This is a genomic window from Enterovibrio nigricans DSM 22720, from assembly GCF_900167155.1.
Lineage (GTDB): Bacteria > Pseudomonadota > Gammaproteobacteria > Enterobacterales > Vibrionaceae > Enterovibrio > Enterovibrio nigricans.
On the sequence record NZ_FUXU01000053.1, the window covers coordinates 1 to 24476 of the forward strand.

The 24476-nt window shown below is 46.4% G+C and carries 12 protein-coding genes and 1 tRNA gene; 5 read left to right on the top strand and 8 right to left on the bottom strand.

The genetic code is table 11. From position 1 onward, the window contains the following. Window positions 1-734: 734 nt before the first annotated feature. Both B5D35_RS16340 and B5D35_RS16345 read right to left on the bottom strand, forming a co-directional pair. Complete coding sequence (locus B5D35_RS16340; RefSeq protein ID WP_078753603.1) at window positions 735-10487, bottom strand: tandem large repeat; 9753 nt, start codon at window positions 10485-10487, stop codon at window positions 735-737. Between the two features lie 12 nt (window positions 10488-10499). Further along, window positions 10500-14201 carry a carboxypeptidase-like regulatory domain-containing protein gene (locus tag B5D35_RS16345; protein ID WP_078753604.1) on the bottom strand — a complete coding sequence of 1234 codons (3702 nt, stop codon included), beginning with the start codon at window positions 14199-14201 and terminating at the stop codon, window positions 10500-10502. 288 nt (window positions 14202-14489) lie between these two features. On the opposite strand from B5D35_RS16345, the gene B5D35_RS16350 reads away from it, so the two are divergent. Beyond that, complete coding sequence (locus B5D35_RS16350) at window positions 14490-15485, top strand: peptidoglycan DD-metalloendopeptidase family protein (protein ID WP_078753605.1); 996 nt, start codon at window positions 14490-14492, stop codon at window positions 15483-15485. Between the two features lie 339 nt (window positions 15486-15824). On the opposite strand, the gene B5D35_RS16355 is transcribed toward B5D35_RS16350, so the two are convergent. Next, window positions 15825-15915 (bottom strand) — tRNA-Ser (locus B5D35_RS16355). Between the two features lie 235 nt (window positions 15916-16150). On the opposite strand from B5D35_RS16355, the gene B5D35_RS16360 reads away from it, so the two are divergent. Further along, complete coding sequence (locus tag B5D35_RS16360) at window positions 16151-17551, top strand: bifunctional NUDIX hydrolase/phosphatase PAP2 family protein (RefSeq protein WP_078753606.1); 1401 nt, start codon at window positions 16151-16153, stop codon at window positions 17549-17551. 53 nt (window positions 17552-17604) lie between these two features. Here the strand turns inward: B5D35_RS16360 and B5D35_RS16365 are convergent, their stop codons facing one another. The 4 genes from B5D35_RS16365 to B5D35_RS16380 all read right to left on the bottom strand — a co-directional run bounded on the left by B5D35_RS16365 (window position 17605) and on the right by B5D35_RS16380 (window position 21554). After that, window positions 17605-18951 (bottom strand): dicarboxylate/amino acid:cation symporter, encoded by a 1347-nt coding sequence (locus tag B5D35_RS16365; protein ID WP_078753607.1) that lies wholly within the window; start codon window positions 18949-18951, stop codon window positions 17605-17607. A gap of 340 nt (window positions 18952-19291) precedes the next feature. Further along, window positions 19292-19777 (bottom strand): hypothetical protein, encoded by a 486-nt coding sequence (locus tag B5D35_RS16370; RefSeq protein ID WP_078753608.1) that lies wholly within the window; start codon window positions 19775-19777, stop codon window positions 19292-19294. Beyond that, entirely contained in the window at window positions 19774-20706 is a 933-nt protein-coding gene (locus B5D35_RS16375; protein ID WP_078753609.1) for an ABC transporter ATP-binding protein, read from the bottom strand. Before B5D35_RS16375 ends, B5D35_RS16370 begins: the two co-directional genes overlap by 4 nt. After that, on the bottom strand, window positions 20703-21554 hold the full coding sequence (locus tag B5D35_RS16380; protein ID WP_078753610.1) for an ABC transporter ATP-binding protein: 852 nt from the start codon (window positions 21552-21554) through the stop codon (window positions 20703-20705). Before B5D35_RS16380 ends, B5D35_RS16375 begins: the two co-directional genes overlap by 4 nt. 203 nt (window positions 21555-21757) lie before the next feature. Between B5D35_RS16380 and B5D35_RS16385 the strand changes: the two genes are divergently transcribed. From B5D35_RS16385 to B5D35_RS16395, 3 genes are all read left to right on the top strand, one after another. Further along, window positions 21758-22138, top strand: coding sequence for a cysteine-rich CWC family protein (locus tag B5D35_RS16385; protein ID WP_244556634.1), 381 nt, complete (start codon window positions 21758-21760; stop codon window positions 22136-22138). Window positions 22139-22220: 82 nt separating this feature from the next. Further along, window positions 22221-22523, top strand: a complete 303-nt coding sequence (locus B5D35_RS16390) for a PTS fructose transporter subunit IIB (RefSeq protein ID WP_078753618.1) — start codon at window positions 22221-22223, stop codon at window positions 22521-22523. Further along, entirely contained in the window at window positions 22520-23290 is a 771-nt protein-coding gene (locus B5D35_RS16395; RefSeq protein WP_078753612.1) for a PTS sugar transporter subunit IIA, read from the top strand. The genes B5D35_RS16390 and B5D35_RS16395 overlap by 4 nt, the downstream gene beginning before the upstream one ends. 55 nt (window positions 23291-23345) lie before the next feature. Here the strand turns inward: B5D35_RS16395 and B5D35_RS16400 are convergent, their stop codons facing one another. Then, window positions 23346-24191, bottom strand: coding sequence for an AraC family transcriptional regulator (locus B5D35_RS16400; protein WP_078753613.1), 846 nt, complete (start codon window positions 24189-24191; stop codon window positions 23346-23348). Between the last annotated feature and the right edge of the window lie 285 nt (window positions 24192-24476).

The following is a 24476-nucleotide window of genomic DNA, read 5'->3' on the forward strand; positions in this document are numbered from 1 at the left end:
TTTAGACATGAGACTACGACGATTGATGGGTGTAGCCGATCAGATCGTAGCTTCTAGATTTAGTTCCATCGATTTAAGCAACAAAGCCTCTCCGCGTACCAAACTGGCCTTGAGCACACTAAGATAACTGTTTAAATCCTTTTTGGAAGAGGTGTTCAGCTTTTCCAACAACGCTTTTGGAAGCAATGACAAAAAATATTGCATATTTTGAACACGAGAAAGCAAGCCGATACACTCATCGGGTGTCAGCATGTAATCAAGGTCGCGTTTAGACAACGTCGACCCCAGAACAAATTTGCAAAATAATTGCATGAACGAACTCCACAACCAATATATTGAAAAGGCACTGGCTGCGGTGAATTTAAGCTGATAAGGCTTAATAGTTATTACGATTTGGCGTGGATATAATAATCAGTACATACCAATCCATCAACATTTAAAATCATCATTTTTAAGATTTTTATGTGACAATTTGTTATTCACAATTTAGTTCACACTTAACAGTAATGCCATGAAACAATTAATTTATCCCGGTAAAAGCTGATTAAGGACTTTATGCTTGTTTTATATTTTTATTGTTTTTTGACGCCGTATTTTTGACGACTACAACTTTCTAATAACAATCTTTTAAAATATAGTGATTAGTAATGCATTCCATTAAAATCAGCGTTAATCAGTAATGTTTCATAACATATAAAAAAACCACCCCGAAGGGTGATTCTAATAAGTGCTAATTATCTGAGATTGAATTGTTTATTTGCGGGAGCGAAGTCAATGGCGTCCACCACGGCTCCATCCCCCAGCGTCACAGTTCCAGAGAACGATAACAGCACGTCCCCCGTTTTAAAGTTGGACAAATTCCACGTGCCAACTGACCACTCTCGACTAGATTGATTATAGTTGAGTGCTTTGGTCTCTGATTCAGAGCCATCTACTTTAGATACGAGAGTCAGAGATAGTGCTGCCGTGTCTACATAGCCGAATGAACCTTCAAAACCTACTTTATTGTCTTCCCAAACCGCAATTTGGTTGTCAAAACCGGTAAAGCTCAGCGTCGGAGAGTAAGCCAAAGCGTAAGCATTATTGGGCACTCCAGCGTTACCATGCACATCATTAAAGTCGGTCATGTTTAACGTTACATGATTCACTCCAGATTCATTCGGCATGGTAAAGGTCGATACCCAAGTGAGCTCATCTTGCTGTGTAAAATCGATTGGCGCGCTACCCATGGTGGCTTGAACGCGCAGAAGCGACTTGTTGAATGTCGCCGTTACTGTCACTTCTTCCCCAACCTCAGCATGCTCCACTGAAAACACTGCACTTTCCAACACAGGGGCGACTTTAAACACATTCACTTCAGATTGAACAAGTGCCGATTGCAGCCCTTGATTGTTGACGCCTTGTACCTCAACGCGCCAAAGGCCTTCATCTAATGCTGTTAGATCTAGGTTATTCAATATCCAACGCTTACTGGAAGGCTTGATCACCGCCGTTTCGGTGATAACGATTTGATCGTCAGTTGGGTTAATGAATTTAACGGTGACGATATCGCCCACTTCTGAGCCAAACCCTTTTGCATCACCCTGCAACTTCAGACGGGAGAAGTTGTCTGGCGTGATAGTCACAGGATCCAGACTCACGACAGGTTTCACCTGATAGGTGTATTCTGCTGGCGACAACAATTGGTTACTGTACATGTCTTCCAATGCCCCGAACGACAGCGTAACTTCGGTGTTCGTCAGTTCATTGAGTGTGACCGTTCCTATCCATTGTTGTGACGGTGCGCTTGTCGTCCAGTTAACAAACACACCATCCAACTGCGCGTATGAAATTGTTTTAACCACTTCATCAAAATCAATGGTGAGTGTGATATCACCACCAACCGCAGATAACTCAGGGGTAAGTGTTGGCTTTTCAAGAATCTGAGGTGCCTGTGTATCGACTACAATAGTCAACGCACCGGATGAGTGAGTAACTCCCCCACGATCAGCGCTTGCAACCAGTTCAATATTCCCTGAGTGTTCCGCCAGGTTGAAAATAACACTCCAACTGCCGTTGTACCCTACCGTGGTATTTTGAGTTGCAATCTCGATACTGTTCAAGGTTGCTACAACTTCAATTGGTGTGCCCGCACCCAATCCGATCACTTCACCATTGATGACGACCTGCTGGGCTGTCATTTGGTTGTATACCTCCGACTGGTTTGGCGTCAGCACCCATTCAATGTCGGTTTCAACCGCGACATTTATTGGCTCAACAACAAACCCGTTGTAATCAAAACCCGAGATTGCAACCTCGACCGTTTCTGCGTCACTTGCTAGCGACAAGGCAGTTTTCGTGCGCGCAGTCCATGTCCTTCCACTTCCTGTTAGCCTAGTTTCTTGGTTATTAATTGTTACTGTTCCCGACGTAACATCTGCGCTAAACAGCATTTCAACCTCACCTTTTACACCCTCTTTGATCGTGAGAGGAGTAACACTGATTACCTCAGCGAGAACGGTGCTGTAAGTAAAGGACTTACTTTCTGTAAACAGTTCTTGTGCTGTGACTTCTATGCCACCCGTGATTGTCACGCTTCCGCTGAAAACAAGGTTTACTCTGCCACTGGAAAAAGCAGACAAATCAAACGGTGCCGTTGACCAAGCTTGTGTTCCGCTATCATAAGTAAACGGCAGTTCTCCTGTTTGTGTGGAGCCGTCTTCAGAAACAAGGTTTAACCCCACAGACGCCGCTGTCACATGCTCTAGTGCCAGATTGAATGACAGAGCACGTCCTTCTTCTACATTCACGTACGTAGGGAAGTTAAGGTACTCCACGCTAGGTGAATACGATAAAACATATGCTGTACTTTCAACGCCTTGGTTACCGAAGCTGTCTGTATATTCACTGACCGCTAACGGCACTGCATCCACGGCTGCGATATCAGGCATGGTGGTATTGCCGATCCACACGTTTTCGTGAGTGTTAGTCAGTTCAACCGCTTCCGTGCCTAGCAATGCTTTTATGTTCTGCACTGCCTTGTTGAACGTTAACGTGACAACAACACTCTCTCCAACGTTAGCATGTTGCTTATTGAACGTTGCGCTTTGCAGTGAAGGGAGAGTATGCGACAACGAAACGACTTGCGTAACCACGTCAGCTGCCACGCCCGAATCATTGACGGCTTGTACCTCAATATTCCATTGGCCTTCGCTCAGCGAAGAAACGTCCCAATTGTTGATTGCCCAACGCTTCGTTGTACCATCGATTGGCGCTTCACGGCTGTCACCAACGAGACGTCCATCTACGCTGACAAATGTTACAGTGACTTTGTCTCTGCTCGTGGCCCCAAAGCCCAGAGCTTGACCTTGTAACGTAACACTCGTCGCATTGGCCGGTGTTATTTGAACAGGATCCAGTGTCATCGACGGTTTTACTGCATAAGAGAATTCGCTTTGCTGTGTTGTGGTGTTATCCACCAAGTCTTTCACACCGCGCAGATGCAGTGAAATCTCTGCGGTAGCTAGCTCACCGAGTGACGCTGTGCCTTCCCAACGTTGGGCAGGTTCAGTTGTCGTCCACGTTACTGCCGTACCATTGATTGATGCTTCTGCAATCGCTTTGACTTGCTCGTTAAAATCGACCGCTATCGAAACAGCTTGGTTTGAGGTCGGTATTTCTGGCGAAATCATCGGCGTGCCAACGACCTCTGGCAACACGGAATCAATAGTAATGGTCAATGGTGAAGACTCATGTTGCGTTCCGTCTCTTTCTGCACGAGCAACTATGCTGACTGGACCATCTAGCGCGCTTAAGTCAAAGCTTGCACCCCATACACCATCCCACTGAATATTGCTCAGTTTTGACGTAATCTCATTGCCACCTTGCATTGCTACTACAGTGACCTGCTTGTTGTTGGCGAAGCCAGTCACCGTGCCGCTGATCGTGACATTCTGCGCCTGTACTTGGTTGTATACCTCGTTCTGGTCGGCTCCCAGCTCCCATGCAATATTGGTTGCAACAGCTTGCGTGATTGGCTCAACAGTCATGCCATCAAATTCGAAGCCGCTCACCTCAACATTCACTGACTCCTCATTTGCACCAACAAAGAGGTTATCGTTCGTCGTCGCAATCCATACTTTACCGCTACCACTGAGGCGCGTAGCACGTCCATCGATACTGACTGACGCAGATTCAGCGATGACGTTCTGCGTAAACGTAACAGTCACGACTCCCGCTGAACCTTGTTCGATAGTCTGCGGCACAATGCTTTCGACCGTTGCCATTGCTGAGCTGTAGGTAAACGATTTGCTCTCAGTAAACAAATCAGATGCCGAGACAGTAACACCTTGTGCAATCGTTACTTCCCCGCTGAATACAAGGTTAACAACGCCATCTGAGAAAGTTGAAAGGTCGTAAGGCCCCACTGACCAAACACCGCTTCCACTGTTAAATGACAGTGTTTTCTCTTCAGTTTGAGAGGCGTTATCAGCCGATACCAGCTTCATTGCGATAGAAGCACTGCTTACATGCTCGAAGCTAACACCGAACGACAGGTTTTTGCCTTGCAGAAGGTTCACACGCACAGGGAAGTCGATAAAGCTTACTTCCGGTGAATAAGGCAGCAGGTATGTGGTATTTTCAATGCCCACATTGCCAAAGCCGTCTGTGTAGTCACTGACCGTGAGTTGAACAGCATCGGTGTCCACAACATTAGGGACATTGGCACTACCTTCCCACGTATTCCCGCTCGTGTTCGTCAACGCAATAGATTCGGTGCCCAAATTAGCCCTGATCCCGCTAACCACTTTATTAAACGTCAAGGATACGTCGATTCGCTCACCGACTTTCGCATGAGGTTTACTGAATGTTGCGCTACCTAGCTCAGGAGCAGTGTGCGACAACGTGACTTCCTGTTGAACAACATCGGAGCTATGACGACGCGCATTTTCCCCTTGTACTTCGATATGCCACAGGCCTTCTTCCAGCTCAGAGACATCGAGATTGTTCAATGCCCACGCTCGGTTGGTACCATCAACACGCACTTCGCGAACCAATCCTTCCTGACTACTCTCAGGGTTCACAAATCTCACTACTATCTTGTCAGTAGAGGTTGTACCGAAGCCCAGCGCTTTGCCTTGCAGTGTCAATGCTGTGGCATTTTCCGGTGTAATGGAAGCAGGGTTGATCGTCACTACCGGCTTCACGTCATAGCTGTGCGTATACGCGGTTGAGGAAACATTTCCAACCTCATCTTCAACGCCATTGATAGATAGCTCGACCTGCACTTTGTTCAAATCTCGAAGTGTCACCGAACCAGACCAACGGTTTGAAGGCTCAGTGGTACTCCAATTAATAGCACTGTTGTTCAGGCTTGCAGAGGCAATTGATTTCACCTTCTCATTAAAATCAACCATCAGCGAAACCAACTGCTCCGATTCTGGCATTTGCGGAGATAACACAGGCGTCATTGTGACCGTCGGTGCAATAGCATCAATTTCAATAGTCAAAGGCAGCGACGTTTGGACTGTTTCACGCTGAGCGCGAGCGACGAGATCAATCTGACCGTTGTGTGCCGAGAGATTGAAGTTAACACTCCACTCTCCAACGTTGTTAACCGTCGCTCTCTCACTCGTCAATGATGTCCCTTCTTTACTGGCTTCGACAATAATCTCTTTGCCTTTGCTCAAGCCCGTTGTTTCACCAAAAATGGTGATATTGCGTGCCGTTTCTTTGTTGTATTTACCCGCACGATTTGGGGTCATCACCCAACGCACATTGGTGTAAAGGTCTTGTGTCACCGTTTCCACAATGTTGCCCGGGCCACTTTCGAACTCGGAAATCGCAACGCTGACTTTCTCAACAACGGGAGACAGCGTCATCACACTGTTTGTCGTAGCTGTTCGACGATCACCTGTGCCTGTCAACGTTGTCGCTTTACTGTTAATAGTGACTCTGCCTTTTCCTGTAGAGACCGCATCACTAAAGATGACATTTACAACACCACTGCTGTCATTGGCAATGCTAACCGGGTCAACTTGAATTACCGTCGCAACCGACGTGTCCAAAGTGAAGAATTTCGGGTCGATAAACTCACTCACCGGCACTGTTTGATTATTCTCAAGTGTGACGGTTTCACTGAATACGAGGTTAACTTGGCCATCTTCAAAAGCGGTGATGTCAAACGCAGCGCTTGACCACGTTTTATCTGCCGAGTCGAAGGTCAACGCACTTTCCGGCGTACTTACCAACGCATCGGCCGCAGATTGCAATTTCAGACTAACCGACGCGCTTTTCACGCGCGTAAATGCACCTCTCAACGTCAGCTCCGCAGCTCCCGCACTGTTCACACGAATTGGGAAGTCCGTGTATTGAATACCCGGCGAATACGGTATTGAGTAAGACGTAACATCATCACCACGGTTACCCGCGGTATCTCGGATGTTCACGACCGATAACACCACCTGCTCAACATTCGAAATCGCTGGCATCTTCACTGCACCACGCCACGTAATACCGTCTTTATCAACGTCCGTTAATGTGATGTTGGAGTTCGTGCCTAGCTTGGCTTCAAAGCTGGTCACCGCCTTACTAAAGATGATGGTGGTCTCGACATTCTCTCCCACGTTTGCATGCAACGGGTTAAACACGACACTGTCTACGCGTGGTAAACGGTGATCCAAGTTCACGCCCGTGACCCGGACTTCATCCGCAGATTGGAACTGATCATTTGTTCCACTCACTGTGATGGTCAAAGGCGTTGGTTCCCACTCAGCCAGATTTATTGTTGATGTTGACCAAGCGCCACCAACGCGAATTTTCACGGTTTCGATAATCTGTGAACTCGGAATTTTGTCTGAGCGAACTTGAATCGTTACATCATCGCCGACAGCAAATCCTAGTCCTGTACCATTAATAACAACTCGAGCAGCTTCATCAGCATTGATTACATTATCACCTTGAATGGTGTCAACGCTGAGCACTGGTTTAACACCCCAACTATTGGTCACGCGGGTACCGGTGTTCCCCACTTCATCTTGATAATCCGCTGTCACCGTCAAATCCAACATAGAGGAATCTGGTTGCAATCGGGTATTCACCTTCGTTGTCCAAACCGACTTAAAGGTTTCTGGCGCATCAAAGATCAATGATTCTTGACCCAAACTCGCTTGCACACCCTTCACTGGCTTGGAAAAAGTCAATGTAACGGTCGACTCTTGTCCTTGTACTGGAGGAAGAGGAGCCAGCTTCATGCTCCCGACATTCAGAACAGGACCGGTTTTATCCAGCAGGAAAGAACCGGTTACTGGATCTGCTATCGCGTTGTGTTCGTTCGTGCCGTTTACCGTTACATCAATCTGCCCATCGGCAAGCGTTGAAAGATCGACATTTGTATTCCAGCTACCGCTTTGACTAATCACAACACTGGTTTTAGAGACGGTTACATTGTTCTTGTCTCTAAACAGCAAATCCAACGTGTCTTTACCCTGTGTGAAACGTTGAGCTGTACCACCAATCGGTGCAGCGGTAACATTTTTCGCATTAATCATGGGTACTGGATTCAGCGTAATCGCTGGCTGAATTGGCAGTGACGACGTTTCGTGATCATCACCCTCATTACCCACTTTGTCGGCGTAGTCGGTAAGTTTTAGTGTTACTGTCGAAACATTTATATCCAAGTTACTATCGACTGTGACTTCCCCTCGCCATACGTTGCCGTAGTCAGAACCGTCCCCTTGTGGGAACCATGTTACTGCCGCACTGCCTAATCCCCCCGTTGGTTCTGAAACTGCTTCACTGAAGGAGGCAGAAACCGACACTGTCGCACCTGGCGCGGCAAAAGTAGGCTCAAAGCTAACGCCTGTTACCGCAGGTACCGTATTGTCAAAATTGATCGCAATGTCCTGGCTTTGCTGTTTGTTCCAACTGTCTCGGACAGCAATGCTGACATCCAAACCCTCAACATTCAGCAGGTCGTTGGGCAATTCGTATGAGAACTTTGATCTCCACCAGAGAGGCGCAGGACATTGACTGTTTCCTTCCACTTCACACGTAGCGGGTTCAAAGAGGCCGCTCGATGAGAGTGAGCTGAATTCTTTGCCACCAACAGTAGCAACATATTCTTTAACCGCAGTGTGCTCATAAAGTTTGTATCTGAAATTCACATTCAGGACTTTACCCGAGATAGATGCCCCATCCGCTGGGTCAGTGATTTCCAATACAATGTCACCTTGCGGAACAACCAACGTCATGGTTTGTGAAATTGCAGGGTTACCTACACGATCAAGCAAGGAACTGATAGTGACATCATGCTCTGTTCCTGCTACTGGCGGTGTTAAGATGTTATAAGCACCTCTGAAATAACACTGAACGTTTTTCGCTTCGTTGCTTTCGGTACAAGACAGTGGATTAACCGCGTGACGGCCCTTCATCATCAGAGGTCTTGGTGTTTCCCCTCCCACTTCGTAGTCAACGCCTGCCAAGTCATCTGTCATGTCGATCGGGATTTCCAACTGCAAGGCACCCTGCTCGTCAATAGAGACGTGGTCATTGGTCAGTTGGAGTCGCGTGCTCGTCGTCACCGTTGGGCCATTTACATCCATACTTCTGAACGAATGGAACTGCACATCTTGTGCTTCGTTTTCAGCGGTGGTGCGGGTGATCAACATCGCGCCTTTCGGAATGGTTTTATTCCCTTCAAGCAAACAACGGTAAGGCAAACTTGGCGTATCGATCACTTCATAAGGATCTTCAGTAGTGGTTGGTACACCATCTGCGGAACTCCAATTTTCTCGGATCCAACATTCCAATTTCGTTACGCGTGAGTCACCGACATGATCAAAAGTCACATCCAGAGACTTAGCAGATTCATAGCGGTCAAAATTCGATGGCGAGGATACTCGTGTTAACACAACGCCTTTTCGCTGTACCATCAATGGTTCTGGAATGATCAAGCGATTTGGATTGACATCTCCCATAAACTTAACGTTATCTTCAACCGTGAACGTCACTTGGTAGGTACCATCAACGGCACTCGCCTCTTTCGTTAAGGTTGTGACCCACGTATTTTCTAACGTTTCAGACTCTTCCACGTTGAGTGTAATAGGAGCCTGATCTTCAAACTGATAAGTGGCAGTTGGCTTTTTCACGCCACTGACATCCGTTGCCGTCAGGGTAAACACCACGTCCAACTGGCGGTTTACAGATCCCTCGACCAAACTGCCATCTTCATACGTTGTGGTCAGCTCGGTGGTTGGTTTGTCATTGTCTACACGAACCAAAAACGTTTTCGTGCTTTGGTAACCACGGATATTTTCAGCCACAACTTCGAGCTTAGAGTCTTCATTAGCTGTGACGACAAGTTGGCGTTTGGTTTCACCATCAGGTGTCGTACCATCGCCGCCTGGTCTCTGTTCCCCCGTATACGCCCAGTAACGAATCGTATTCGGGTTCACGCCATCATCACTGACACTGTCTAAATTTTTGCCGTCGTAATCTGTTGCGTTGAGCGTAAACGTATAGCCTGTGTTCGTGTAATAGAACTCATCTGGCCCCCCTAAGTAACCATTGAGGTTCAAGTTAGGGCCGTCACGGTCGATGCGTACCGGTGGTAAAACGTATTTAGTCTCAAAGCCCTTTTTGTCGGTTGCTTTAAGGTAGAAATCAAGCTTTTTGGTTGTTGCCTCACCCAAGCTGATGGTGTTGGCCTCAACTTCAGAAACACTCATTAACACTTCACCAGCTGGATCGACCGTAAAGGTGTTTTCTTTGATCAACACGTCACCCTCGGTTTGGTACAAACCAAGAGATTCAATGCCCGAGTCATCCGTCAATTTGGTCAGTTTTACGGTGAAGTTTTTACCCAATACAAAACCGCTACCTGACCACGCATCCGCAGCCCATGGGCTAAACGGTGCAATTGAAGGGCCAGTTACATCGACATCAAATTTGAAGTGGCCACGCCTGCTGCGGTTCGGTGGGAATGCCGTGTCTTCCGCTTCGACAAAAAATGTGTGGCGAACCTGAGCGTTAAGAAAATTTTTCGCGATGAGACGTACGGAGATATTAGGCTGAACACCCTGGATACACGCAGGGTGCTCGGTTTCGTCGGTACACGCTTCGAGTTTGGTCATTTGTCCACCCGTTTGCTGATACCAAACATCGACTATGCCAAGTCCACTTCCATCACCCGGCGTAACGAGATTCAGTGGTGACCAATTTTGGTTTCCGCCTAAAATACCGCCTTCTTCTACCTCATCTACCGTTGGCGCAGTTGAGTCAATCCGCACCTGAAATGAAGGTGCACCTGACGTAGTTTGCGTCACGACATTGCCCAATAAATCTTCCGCAATCATGTACGCAACCCATTCGCCATCGGTCAGTTTATTGGCATTGTCACCACACTCTAAACAAAGGGTTAATGTTGCGCGTGTAGGCGAGTTTTCACTGAACTTGCTGTTATCAAACGTGACAGGGTTTATACCTGCAACTTTTGATTCGAAAAACAACGAACGCTTTGACTAAACGTCACCAATTTCATCGTCAATATAGAACGTTAAAATACGTTCTCTATTCACATTAAGGTACGTTTCTTGAGATTGATCAGAGGGAGCTCTATACGTCACCGCAGGATAATCGTTATCTACGTTAAACGTCGTGATATGAGGATTTTCTGCTGTGTATGCGTTGAGTTTGTTGTCGCTTGCGATAACGTTTAGCGCAAATTGGAATATGTTCTCAAACCGCGGGTCTTTTGAATCAAATGCGAAAGCATATTGTTTGTTATAGACGTCATCGCTCGGATTGAAATGCATTTCAACGGGCTGGGGAATATCGCCGTTTCTTTCATACCAATACGCATTGATATCAGGCTCACCCTGAATGCCCGAAGGGTCAGCAATTGAGGCTTCAAAATTGACCTGGCCAGCGATGTAATAGATATCACCAGTCGTCTTGTAGAAAGTACCACCCGCCGCTTGATTTTCTGACGGTTTCACTAATACCGATGGCGGATCATCATCAATACTGTTGCCAGCCGTATCGAAGACAAGATGGACAAGATTACCAATCGAGAGTGATGGGTTAGCTAACGCGAAGATATCAGAAAGACTAAGCGCAATTTGTGGGCTAACGAAATATTTTTCTGTAAGAAGCTCGTTGAAGGTACTAGCAATCGATTCACGATAAGTTACCGATGTAACAAAGTAGTTTGAGCCCACTTTGATGGCACCGTTTTGGCCAACACCATTCGCCTTCCCATCAAAAACGAAGTCCTGATAGAACGCCGAAGCGAAGTCTACAGACGTACTTGTTGCATCGGCAGTTGTCGCCAATTTATATAAAGATTCGACGAAAAATCGGTGTACATATTCATCACCGGGTACGGTTGGGATAGACACCAAATCAATGTTGGTCGCATAGCGCGTCGTAACAGGATTGAACTTAAAGAAAGAGTTACTGGTTTTGTCACTTAACGCTGTATTGACCTGCTGGAGATTAGCCAGTGCTGTTTCATGTGTTCGATTCTCCTCTTGACCCCAAAGGAAGTCAAAAAGACCAGTATGGTATGCTGACAGCTCAGTAATATAGAAATCGTTCGTATTCGTAGCACTAAAATAAGCCCAAAAACCACCTTGGTTCAGATCGATTTCACGCAAGAAGCTTTCATCATCATGCCACTGATAATAAAAGGCTTTACCTGACCCAGGATTAGACAGTTTGATTTGTAAGAACTTGTAATCCAGAAGGTCCGCACGCAACTGACAACTTGCAACATCCAGTTGTTCTTCAACTTGCATCGTTACACAGTTGTCGATGGCATTTGGATCAAACATACCTTCGCTATTCATTCCACGCAGTTCGACGTTAGCGTTCATGAAAGGTGTGTAAACAAGGAAGGTCGGCAAGTCGAATGTCGTCTTGAAGTAAATCGTTTGAACGTCTGATGCGTTGTTTGAACGGTCGTACGTAACGATTTCCATTTTTTGCTTACTGCCTTCAATCACAGAAGCAAAATTTGGTCCAAACATCTCACGCACGTAGGGAACATAGTAGGTAACAGAGTTGGAACGTCCATCTATGTTGTATTCGATTTTATCGTGCGGAATAAGGTTAGGCGCGCCTTCTTGGTATCCGTTTGAAGTGATAGTGTTAACTTTGATGTAGTCATTCTCACCCGGTGCTTTCACAAAATAGCTCACGCTAAGCGTCAACTCTTCTGCCGACGATCCGATGATATTCGCAGCTTCATCATGCGCATCGGCTACGCGGACTTTGACAAATGGCACAAAGTTTTCGCGCAATAGACCGATACTTTTCGCAAAATCATCATACTCAACACTTGGGTGTGTAGCCACAAGGCCCGCACGTGCATAAGCAAAGTTGACTTTCAGATTTTTAAGCGTCGAATCAATGTTACCTTCGTTGAATGTCTGCAACGCATAGTCATCGATGTAATCTTCGCTGCGGTTATTGTCTGCATCGATATTGATGTACATCATTTTGGTTGCGGTAGCTGAAGGAAACTCTAGGCTCTGTGTTGGGCGCGTATTGTCACGAGTCACTTCAAATATGCGTTCACTGGTATTGCCTTGCTCATCGACCGCTTCAATCACAAAACGGGTAGCATTTCCGAATGCTGTTGTATCTGTATACGTTTCGCTGAAGCGACATGTTGGCAGAATATCCGAGCCTGAACTGAAACACTCAAGGGAACGAATATCGTCCCCCATCGTAATCGTTGCAGAAGCAATTTCACTTCCACTATCGACGATATACCCCGTTAATTCATAGACTTCCGCCGTACCATTCATCGTCGACGGTGAGGTAACCACAATAACTGGCGAGATATTGTCCCATTGGAAAGGAAGTTTAGTGCCTGCACCATAATGCGGCTTGTTGCCCAAGGCATCTTCAGCATAAACCGTCAAACGTGCAGCAAGCACGGTCGGTTGTTCTTCTTCAGGTGGCGGGACTAATTTATCCAGTGCCTGGGTGTCGATAAGAACTTTTGCTGTTGTTTCACGGACACCAACGACAAAATCGCTGCTGTCAATGGCGCACAATCCATTTTCAGCATTTTCATCACATAATAATGCTTCAGACCACGTTGACTCAGTGGTCTGATATTCAATGTAAACCTCGACGCCCTTTACGCCGATCTCATCAGTAAATTGGAGTGATATTTCACCATCACCTGATAATACTTCCTTACCTTCTCGTGTAACTACGGGTGAGTCAGAATCAAGTGGAATTTCATCGCGCGGTGGAATCAAACCGCCGCTATCTCCCGTCGTGCCCAACTTGTTCAAGTGATCGCTGAATGACTCATATTCACTTGCTTCTGTTCCCGATACATTAAGCAGTGGGTTATTGACACTAATCAGTATGTGCTGTGCCAATGTGCTGGTGTAAAAATCACTGTTAATCGCCGCGCGGCCGAAAGTAATCGCTTTCTCGATGCCAAAACCATCAATTTCCACCCCATTCAACACACCATCCGCTTTAATATCTCGGTACTGAAGATCGGAAATGTGCATCGCGGTGTAAAGCGTTTTGCTTTCTTCAGCAGGGTACAAATCGATGAGATCTTTGGAGTAAGATGAATATGCTGTCAGCAATGCTCCATATTTGTGGCCACTACTTGCATAACTACTTTGCCCACCTTTCGAAATGTCGATTGGCGTAGTGATGTTAACGTCAAAACCATACAAATTACTTACTGCGGTAATGGCATTCTGAATCGCCGAGCCGGCTTCCGCCCCTCTAGCAATCCTAAATTGTGTTAAACCCGCTACTTTATGTGTAAGCGGCGTGATCATCAGTTTTTGCTGAGCACCTTCCACATAATTAAAAACGCCAGACATGGAAATGGTTTTTCCATTACTGACAGAAATCACTTCTTGTGTGACCGGATCACGATAGGCTCCACCCTCAGCTTTCACAAACATAGGTATGCTTGCAGAGGTAATATTGACGGAGTAATTACCTTGGGGATCGGACAAGGTTTGCCCAAGCATGCGCCCTACCTTGCCGTTTTTGTATTCCCAAATACTAACCGAGGCGCCAGATACAGGCGCATCAAATACAACGCCTGAAATTGTGCCTATGGCACGGTCTGGCGGAGCTGTACTAGGACCACCATCTTCGCCGCCGCCACAAGAAATGACAGACAACGTGAGTAAAATCGAAACAATCCAAAGTTTAAGAGTAGAGGTATTCATGATGCCGACAAAAAGCGAATTTTGCCGAATTATATTTTCTGGGTAAAAATACTCAACGTGGCAAAAAAACAGGCAATTTAGTCATTATGTCGGGAGTCTAAATCATAATACCCATTAAAGATATAAACCGATAAACATTGTGCAGGAATAGAGCATCAAAATTTATTTCTGAGCCAGTTTAAAGTCAAAAAAAAGCAGGAAATAATTTATTTTTTCTTTGAAAAGTGCTCCATAACGCAATATTTTAATGTCCATTCCATTTTCTTATCCAGAATAAAAGATTAAAAAATGAACCGCGACGCTATTGATAAGATAATTCTAAATGATACTAGACCTGCAATACATCAATTAACCTTCGCCGCGTTGTTTGTTCTCGTTGCTATTTCAGTTGCCGTCTACACTAGCTCACCTCTATTCAAGGTTAGTGAAAACTCCGAAGGCAAAGCGTGGCGATCAGACGCCAAAATCGACGTATCCTTCCCGCAAGCAGAAATCTACTTACCAAAGCAACAAAAAGCGCAGTTTCAGGCCATCGTCGAGGGTTCATTTTTCACTTCAGCTTTGGACTCAGGGATGTCTGCATCTCAAGTGAGCGCGCTAGTGAACACGGTTTCTCCTCATTTCGACTTTATCGCAACGCCAAAGGAAAACGGAATTTTTTATGCTGTTTTTGATGAACTCGACCCTGAAAGTTTTCGCGTATTTTTTTATGAAGATAATCAACACGATTTTTATATTGTTCGCTATTTTGACAATGCTCTCTATAACGAACATGCGATTCCTTTTGCCGGTCCGACATACCTGAACGCTCCTACCAAGACCTCGTTTTCCGTAAGTTCTCACTTTGACCACAATCGCCTTCACCCAGTCACAAACCGGGTAACTCCTCACTACGGGACGGACTATCCAACCCCAATTGGAACCCCTATCATTGCGATTGGGCGCGGCAAAGTCACAGTGTCAAAATACGATCGTCTGGCTGGCAATCACATTACAATTAGGCATGAAAATGGCGATGTCTCTCGGTACTTTCATTTACATAAGCGGGCAGTTAGTGCTGGAGATTATATTGAGATAGGTGAACAAATTGGCATTAGTGGTAACACAGGAAGAACAACAGGGCCTCATCTTCACTTCGAATTTTGGAGGGATGGCACCGCGATGGACTTTGAAAAAATCAATCATTCGTTTGGCGAAACATTGAATGCCTCAGCCGAAAACAGAAAGAATATTCTTGCTTTGTTTAACAAACATCTAGCCAGTTTCAAACGAAGAGAACAATAGTAAACGTCTAAATATAATTTGTTAGGCACTTGCTTTAGTGATGGGCATTTATAATAAAAATAACGAACGTCATAAGACCGCTGTTGATGCTAAAACCTGTTTCCTCACACTGCGGCTCATGATAGGACTCTCTAATTCAGACACACGCAGATGAGTTTGTTCGTCATTGCTACCATTATTTTCCCAATCCATCATGATGCCATTAGATTCGTTATTTGAAAGCCGAGCAACGTTGTCTCGCGTCGCTCGGCTGAACCCTGACTAGGGCTCTGCATCCCTATCTCAGAGGTTTACTCCAGATACGAAAAAGCCCGCTCAGTGAGCGGGCTTAATCTAATTTGGCGGAGAGATAGGGATTTGAACCCTAGGTGCGCTATAAACGCACGCCGGTTTTCAAGACCGGTGCTTTCAACCACTCAGCCATCTCTCCGTGGTTGCGGCGAATATTACTGAGCTAAGGGGTGCCTGTAAACCCTTTTTCTAAGAAAATTCACTCAAATGCCTAAAAACAATACAAATCATGCTTGTGTTCTTTGTTTTTAAACGTATTCACACAGTGTTTTTGTACAATTTTTACACTTTCATTACTTTCATGTTCGCTTTCCTATTTCATGCCACGCGGTATCAGATACAATGGCTTCAACACTCGCTTGCTCTATTCAGCTATGAAACAACTACTTTTACTTGCATTGATCCTACTGTCTGCTGCCAGCCCCATACTCGCCAATGAACAAATATCACCCATCAAAGGTGCCGCGTGCTTGGTGTCTGATGCCTCGGGACGCGTATTGGTCACTCGCGATATTTTAAATAATCGTATCGCCATTCCCGGTGGGTATGTGGACAGCGACAATCCCGCCGATGCAGCCGTTCGCGAAACCCTTGAAGAAACGGGCATCAAGGTGAAAGCCGTTGGCGAATTGGCTCGCCTCCGCAATGCAGTCTTGTACAATTGTGTCGCTTTGTCCCCTATCCCTGTGCATACCGACAATTCTGGTAAAGGCACTGTCGCGGCGTGGCAAGCCGAACATTTTGGACGGGAGGTTCGCGCCGTTTTTCTTGTGCAACCTGAAAGCATCAATCTGGAAGATGCGCGATTTCCAGACCAAGTCAAAATGTTTCCCGAACTGCTAAAAAAAGCCAACAGAAGTGAGATTGACGAGCGCACCGATTTTTCTCACCTCGCTCATGATTTCTCAGTGTGGAATGCCGATATTAACCTAACGGTACAAAGGGCAGTCCACGCCCTTCCTGCACCATTCAATGCCTTTATGGGCACGCTGATTACATGGGCTTCAGCTATGGGAAGTGGCGTGCTGTTCTTTATGCTGCTCCCCTTTGCAATTGCCACGGGTGGTGTTAAGCGTGCAAGCGAAACCCTGCTTGTTACCGTTATCGCCACCGTGATTGTCAGCTTTGGAAAGCTCTATTTTGGGGTGCCCCGCCCCTTTTATATATTCCCTGAATTACAGCTTGCCAACGCGTCAGGGTTTGCGTTTCCAAGTGGGCATACTGCGACTGCTTTTGCTGTGTGGGGGCTGATTTATCATTGGCTAAAACAAGCAGGTCATAACCGATTAAGCATTTGGTTGGTTCCGGCATTACTCGTCGCGTTAAGCCGTGTTTACCTTGGTGTTCACTACGTGACAGATGTGATTGCAGGTGCTGTGATCGGAGTGCTGACGGTGTTTATCGTTAACGCTCTGAGTAGCCGTCGCTTCATGGACAAGCCACTGTTACTGCATCCGTTGCCGTGGCTGTTAGTGGGGCTTTTGGTTGTGCCTTTCGCCGCTACGCAAATCCAACCTTTGTTCCTGTATTGCGTGGTCTTCTCGCTTGTTTTTTCGCTTATGTTGATGGGAAATCCAAGAGCAATACATGCGACCAAACCGATGGGAGCAAAGTGTGGCGTGATAACACTGGTGATCGTGTTGTTGATAGCGGCAACCGCGTTCAGCATTGCGCAGCTCTCGCAATCCAGCATCGAAATACTTGCTGTAAATTGTACTGCCATCGCGTTACTTGCCGTGTGGATTTCGCGTGGCGCACCTCGCGTCAGTAAATAGAATGCAAAAAAAAAAGAGCACCCGAGGGTGCTCTTTTTCACTTAAAACGGGTGCTAGCTTTTTGCCGCATCCGCCAGTTCTTTCTCTGCATCATGGTCAATTTCAACACCGCTGATAACACCCGCCTTCGGATCATTGTAAATCGACTCATCCAACTTGCCTTCGCTTTTCGCAACAATACAGCTTACTGCTGCATCACCGGTCACGTTAACCGCAGTGCGCACCATATCCAACAAACGGTCAACACCCAGGATCAGGCCAATACCTTCAAGCGGTAAACCTACCTGCGCGAATACCATCGACAACATGATCAAGCCTACGCCCGGCACACCTGCCGTACCAATAGAGGCAAGCACAGCCATCATGATCACGGTGAGAAAGCCCGCCACGCCTAAGTCTATACCGTAGATGTTAGCAATAAACACTGTCGCGACACCTTGCATGATCGCCGTACCATCCATGTTGATGGTGGCACCAAACGGCACGGTGAATGAACCCACCGAATTCCTTACACCCAAACGCTCAGTCACGGTACGCAGCGTAACGGGAATGGTCGCATTGGAGCTTGCGGTATTAAACGCGAACACCTGCATATTGCGCACTTTTTTCATGAACAAACGCAGATTTAGGCCAGAGAACACTTTGAGCACCGTAGGGATAACGACGAACAAATGGAGAAGCAATACAGCAATCAGCACGACCACGTAGCCAATAAGCTGCGCAAACAGTGCCAAGCCCAGGTTCGCCATGGCTTTTGCTATCAAACAGAACACCGCGTATGGCGCGATCTCCATGATAACGGTGACCATTTTCATCATAATTTCGTTGAGTACTTCAATCAGCTCAACCACTTTTTTGGCAGGTTTACCCACCATCAAAATACAAACCCCCATCAAGATGGCAAAGAAGATGATTTGAAGCATTTCACCTTCTGACAGTGCATTAATTGGGTTGTTTGGGATGATGTCGATAAGAACCTGAGAAAGCGGTGGTGCTTCGCGCCCAGAGAACGCTGTATCTGCGGCCATTTGCATGCCCGTACCAATACCGCTGAGTGATGCAATCGTAATAGCAAACGCAATGGCGATGGCTGTCGTTAGAATATAGAGCCCAAAGGATTTCGAGCCAACACGTCCTAACGCTTTAATATCTCCAATTCCGCATACGCCACAAATCAGTGAAAAGAGTACCAGTGGAACCACCAGCATTTTTAACGCATTCACAAACATCTTACCCACAACGTGGAATAAGCCGTTTGTTATATAGGTATCAATAAACCCGCCCGCAGGGTTAAGTCCGAGTATGTTTATCGTCAGTCCAAGAATAATACCTGCAACCAAGCCAATAATGACCTTAGCCGTCAGGCTCAATTTTCCATCATTTGATGCAGAGTTTTGCATAACGCCTCCATGACTATTTTTTTAGTACGTCATGAAGCTCTCGACGCTTTCAACTCACCCACTATTAGCTAAACGCTGGACTAAATGAAAAAGTGTTTGAGCCGTCAAATGCATAGGATTTGACGACTGAAAATTTGATTTTAGTACCAGAGTTAATGGGAAATGAGCAAGCTTATGTCAGGAAATCTTCACAACGCTGATCATAGATATATCCTGAATCGCTAATATGCTTTGTCTCTTAAATGAGCCTGCACGTGCATTTGTTATTATTATGTTAACAGTGACGTATAACATATTGTTTTTGAAAAAAGCGCATCACGCGACACGCTTATCTTTTGAGTTAAACAGCGGCAAGTTCTTGAGAGAGATTGAGGTGATTTTGCGCGGTCATGTAGCTGACGTGCGCTTCAATAAGAGAATTGGCTTCGCCTTCCCAGAAAGGACTTTGCTGATGCTGGCAGAACTCCAATAACGTCACAACCAGCGCGTCCATCCACTTCAAACACCACCGTTTTACTTCTATGTCATGGCTGATGTTACTGCCCATTTCCTGCATCTTGCTATAGGCAAACTGCAAAAATGCATAGGACCCATCGCGATCATCAACCGAATTTAGATGGTGATGTAGCCTGATACACGCATCGAGCCAATAACCAATCCCCAAGCTTTTTTCTTCATCAATATTGGGAGAAAAAAGGTGAACCGGCGCCTCAATAACTAACGTCTCCAAGCAACACATTTCATTGATATTTTGGTTGCAATACCACGCCTGAATGCAACTTAGCCATTCTGGAATTTCTCGGGCCTGTTGTGTGTTTTGAATCATGCAGCAGACTCCCAGCAACGAACAAAGTGATTCTCACTCACTTGGTTGATGACTGGCTGCAAACGCTCACTGAGCGCACGAATGCCTTCTGCATTTTCAGCGTAATTCGCAGTTTCTTTTATCAGGTCAGCAAATGGCAAATCCGGATCAGGGACAGCGGAAATCAGCAATTTGGTATAAGGATGCTGCGGGTTGGAAAGTATCTGTTGTGTATCGCCCCACTCCACTATTTGTCCACGATACATTACTGCAGTGTCTTCCGCGATATAGTGTGCTGTCGCTAAATCATGCGTGATATAAAGAAAACCAATCCCCATTTCCTGCTTCATCCGCTGCATCAAATTCAGCACACCAAGACGAATGGACACATCCAACATCGATGTGGGTTCATCGGCCAGAATAACTTGCGCACCGACGCCCAAGGCGCGTGCCAAATTCACACGTTGCCTCTGACCACCACTTAATTGGTGAGGAAACTTGTTGAGGCAATCTGCATCAAGCTCAACTAACGACAGAAGTTCTCGCTGCTTCTCTCGAATTTCCGCATCACTCAGACGCGCGTGATAAATACCTAAAGGCCGCGCGATATGGTGATCGATTCTGTGTGCAGGGTTGAGGGACCCAAATGGGTCCTGAAAGACCATTTGAACCTGACCGCGATATTCACGCAATGCGTTGCCAGTTTTGATCTCCTTGATGTTTTGCCCATTGAAGAGAATATTGCCTGATGTGACATCATGAACTTTGGTGATCAAGCGTGCGACCGTGCTTTTTCCACACCCCGACTCACCCACTAGCGCCAACGTTCTGCCTTTATGCAAGTCAAAACTCACGCCACGCAATGCGTGAAAAGACCCTTTTTTCGCAAATCCGCCGCCCATTGAAAATGTCTTGGAGATGTCCTGTACCTGAATAATCGGCGAGTTCATGACTGTGCTCCTTCTTCAGATTTCACTTTATTGGTTTTTCTATCGTGGATATTAGGGAACGAAGCCCACAACTTCTGTGTATATGGGTGTTGCGGATTGTGCCGAATCTTTTTGGCGGAATTTACCTCGACGATTTCACCATGGCGCATGATCGCAATGCGATCACTCAACTGCGTCATCAAAGCCAAATCATGGGTGATAAACAAGACAGAGAAACCAAACTCTTCTTTTAATTTAAAGATTTGCTGCAAGATTTCGCGTTGAACTACAACGTCGAGTGCCGTTGTTGGCTCATCCATAATGATCAACTTAGGGCTTAGGCTCAATGCAATCGCAATCACGAGGCGCTGTCGCATTCCGCCACTGAATTGATGTGAGTAGTCTTTCAACCTGTCTCTGGGGATGTTCACCAAATCAAGCATTTTCAATGCTCGGGTAACCGCTTGTTCTCTCGACCACCCTTTGTGGTGTTGAATAACATCAAGAAATTGTTCTTCTACCGTCAATACGGGATTCAATGAATTCATTGCGCTTTGGAATACCATAGCAATTTCACTCCACCGAATCACAGACAGCTGTTGATCTGACAGGGTGCGAAGATTGACGTCTTCCAGCCAGATTTCCCCACCAGAAATCATCGCCGGTGGCTTGTGAAGATGGTTTACTGAGAAAGCGATAGTACTTTTGCCGCACCCCGACTCGCCGGCCAGCCCAAAGATCTCACCGTGACCAATATCGAAACTCACACGATCAACCGCTCGAAAGTGCCCATCATCCGTGATGTAATCAACGCAGAGTTCCCTTACACGAAGTAGAGGTGCCTCATGAAAAGCGTGCTCATGTACCATGCTTTAACACTCCTGAATAAACATTGAATGCAAACTATTATCATTTGCATCAATCGTAAAGTTTGTTGACCTAAAGGGTGAAGCGGATCGCAGGTTCTCTCAGTGTGAGATGATTTTTACAACATCGAAAACAGTTAAGTCGACACGATAAGTTCGGCAAGATAGAACGAAAATAAGCCCGTAACGAGAAGTGCACGTTAAGAATGAAAACCTGTCCAGAGTGCAACACTGACGTCGCCTGTACCGCCGATTCAGGTACTTGCTGGTGTATGAGCTACCCGCCCGTTTTACCCGTTGCAGAAAGCGACAACCTGGCTTGCCTTTGCCCTTCCTGCCTCGCCAAGCGCGTGAACAGCAAGCTCAATGATATCTATCAGGATTACACCACCGATGATTTAGTGCGTCTCGCCAAACCCTACGCAGCTAACACACCATTGATTGAGGGCATCGATTACACACAAGAAAACGGCTATATGGTGCTGTCAGCGTGGTATCTGTTAAAACGCGGAAAATGCTGTGGGAATGGCTGTCGTCACTGCCCTTACGGCCACGCATCGACTAATAATGCCAACAACGTGGGCTAAATCACGGACGTTAATGCCATCTTGACGGAAAATGCGCGCCCTTCTGCCGCGTCAACTGGCAAAATTATTAGAAGAATCAAAAATGAAAATTGTTGCTGTAACCGCCTGCCCGACAGGCATCGCCCACACCTACATGGCCGCTGCTGAATTAAAAAAAGCAGCTCAACAAACAGGTATTCAAATCAACGTTGAAACCCAAGGTGCAATGGGCATTGAAAACCCGCTGAGCGTCATGGAGATCGCGCGTGCCGACGTGGTATTGATTGCGTCTGATATTGAGATTGAAGATCGTGCGCGTTTCACGGGTAGTAAAATTCACTGCGTCACTATCGAAGAAGTATTAACCGACCCTGTTAGCGTACTGGCGCGTTGTAAAACCTTATGATCACCCGGCGGATCACTTTCCTGATTGGTGAAGACGGGTTGGCGGCATGGCGTTTGGCGAAACTCAAAACGCTCGCTGGTTATTTCCGCTCTGTCACCATTCTCTGCAATCTGTCTCAACGCAAACAAGCCAGCGTTGAGCACCCGATGCGGATCATGAGTTTAAGTGCTCTGCCTGATGATTTATGCCAACTTTTCATCGAAGGCTCCGATGCAGAACTGGCTTCCATGGTACTCACCAATTTTATCGACGAACATGCCACGCTGATTTCAGGGGGCAAGCGTACGGTCTCATTTTCTCCGACTACGTATGTCTCACTCCCTTTCGCGGTTCAACGCCACCGACTCACCAATACGCCGTTAGATAAACATGCCTTACTCGGCGAATTTGCGTTGCAAGTGTCTAAGACGGAATCCCTGTCGCAAGAAGATATATTTAATGCCATGTACAAACGGGAAAGCGTCTCTTCAACGTGTATGGGCCATGGCATTGCGCTTCCTCATGTGATGCTTGCGGGCATTACCCAAGCGCACATTCTTGTCGCGACATCTTCTGAACCGTTAGATTGGGCGTCAAGCCGAGGGGATGTAACGCGGGTTGTCGGTTTAGTGCTACCGACACCACCAGTTCGTGAGCACATCGTTGCGTTTTCAGGCTTCTCACAACAACTGCTCGATGAAACGTTTTGCGAATACCTCACGGAAAACAGCGATATTGATATTATCGAAACCATCATTCTTCACGCACTAAATACCCCTTTTCGATAAGCCTGCCGTAAAAACCACGGCCCTTGCCGAGGACAATGATACGTTTCTACAGTAACTACACTTGCCCGCGATACTCAGAAGGTGTCATCCCTGTTTTGGCCTTAAAGACGCGGTAAAAATAATTCACATCCTGAAAGCCACAGCGCGTCGCTACCTCACCTAACCTGAAGTCGTAACGTTTTAGCATGAACTTGGCGCGGTCAACACGTACCCAAGTAATGTAATCCGCCATCCGCATATGGCCTTGTTGCCGGAACAATCGAGACAAATGGTTAGGGGTGATGTTAAAGCGTGCCGCGATAGATTCACGAGTGATGGAACGATGGAAGTTTTCCTGAATATAAATACAGATCCCCTGATACAAGTCTTCAACCCGATTACGCGAACTGGCAACAGGCGCGGTGAGCATCGTCTGACAATAGCTCATCAACGCTTTCAGCAAGTAGCTGTCCATCGGTGCCTGTACGGGCTCCTTCGCTAACATGTTTAGCGCATTCAGCATATGATCGATTGAATGTCCTGTTCGGGTTTGAATGCTGTGTTTTTGGACGTCATAAAATCCCGGCTGTTTTTTCGCCTTTCCGACAAGGCTGAATCCCAACTGCCGCTTACCAAATAACAAGCTCAGCACCGAGCAATCTGTATCCCAGTTCGGTTTATTCCAGCTGTTCGGCGGAACGTACAATACGTCACCTTGCGTGAGTACCACTTCGTTTATCGATTTGTCTTCACTCTCCAGCAAGTTGGGATACTCACCGCTCAGTACCAACTCTACGCGGGGGAAGTTCACTTGGTAGCTAAACTGTGGAGGAGTAACTTGGTCCCGAGCAAAGACGATGCGACTGACATGCTCGCTCTCTGAAAGCAGGTTATCTAAAAGGAGATGAAAAACCTGGCTCATTTTTCCTCTAACATACTGATGATTCCGCGGGCATTATCATGTCGCCTATCACTTCCCGCCAGATCTATTCTGTCACCAAGACCAATAGCGTGATTTCAGTCACTTAATTTTTCCCTTCACGCATCAGCATTACGTTACTAATTTCTAGCTTTCCACACATGGCCAACGCACCACCAAAAACCAACCCAACAGATAGATGAAGATTAACCATTGTTTTTATTAATCTTTATATACATCGGCGTTATTAATTAATGGGCAATAAAAATGAGAATGCGATCACACTCA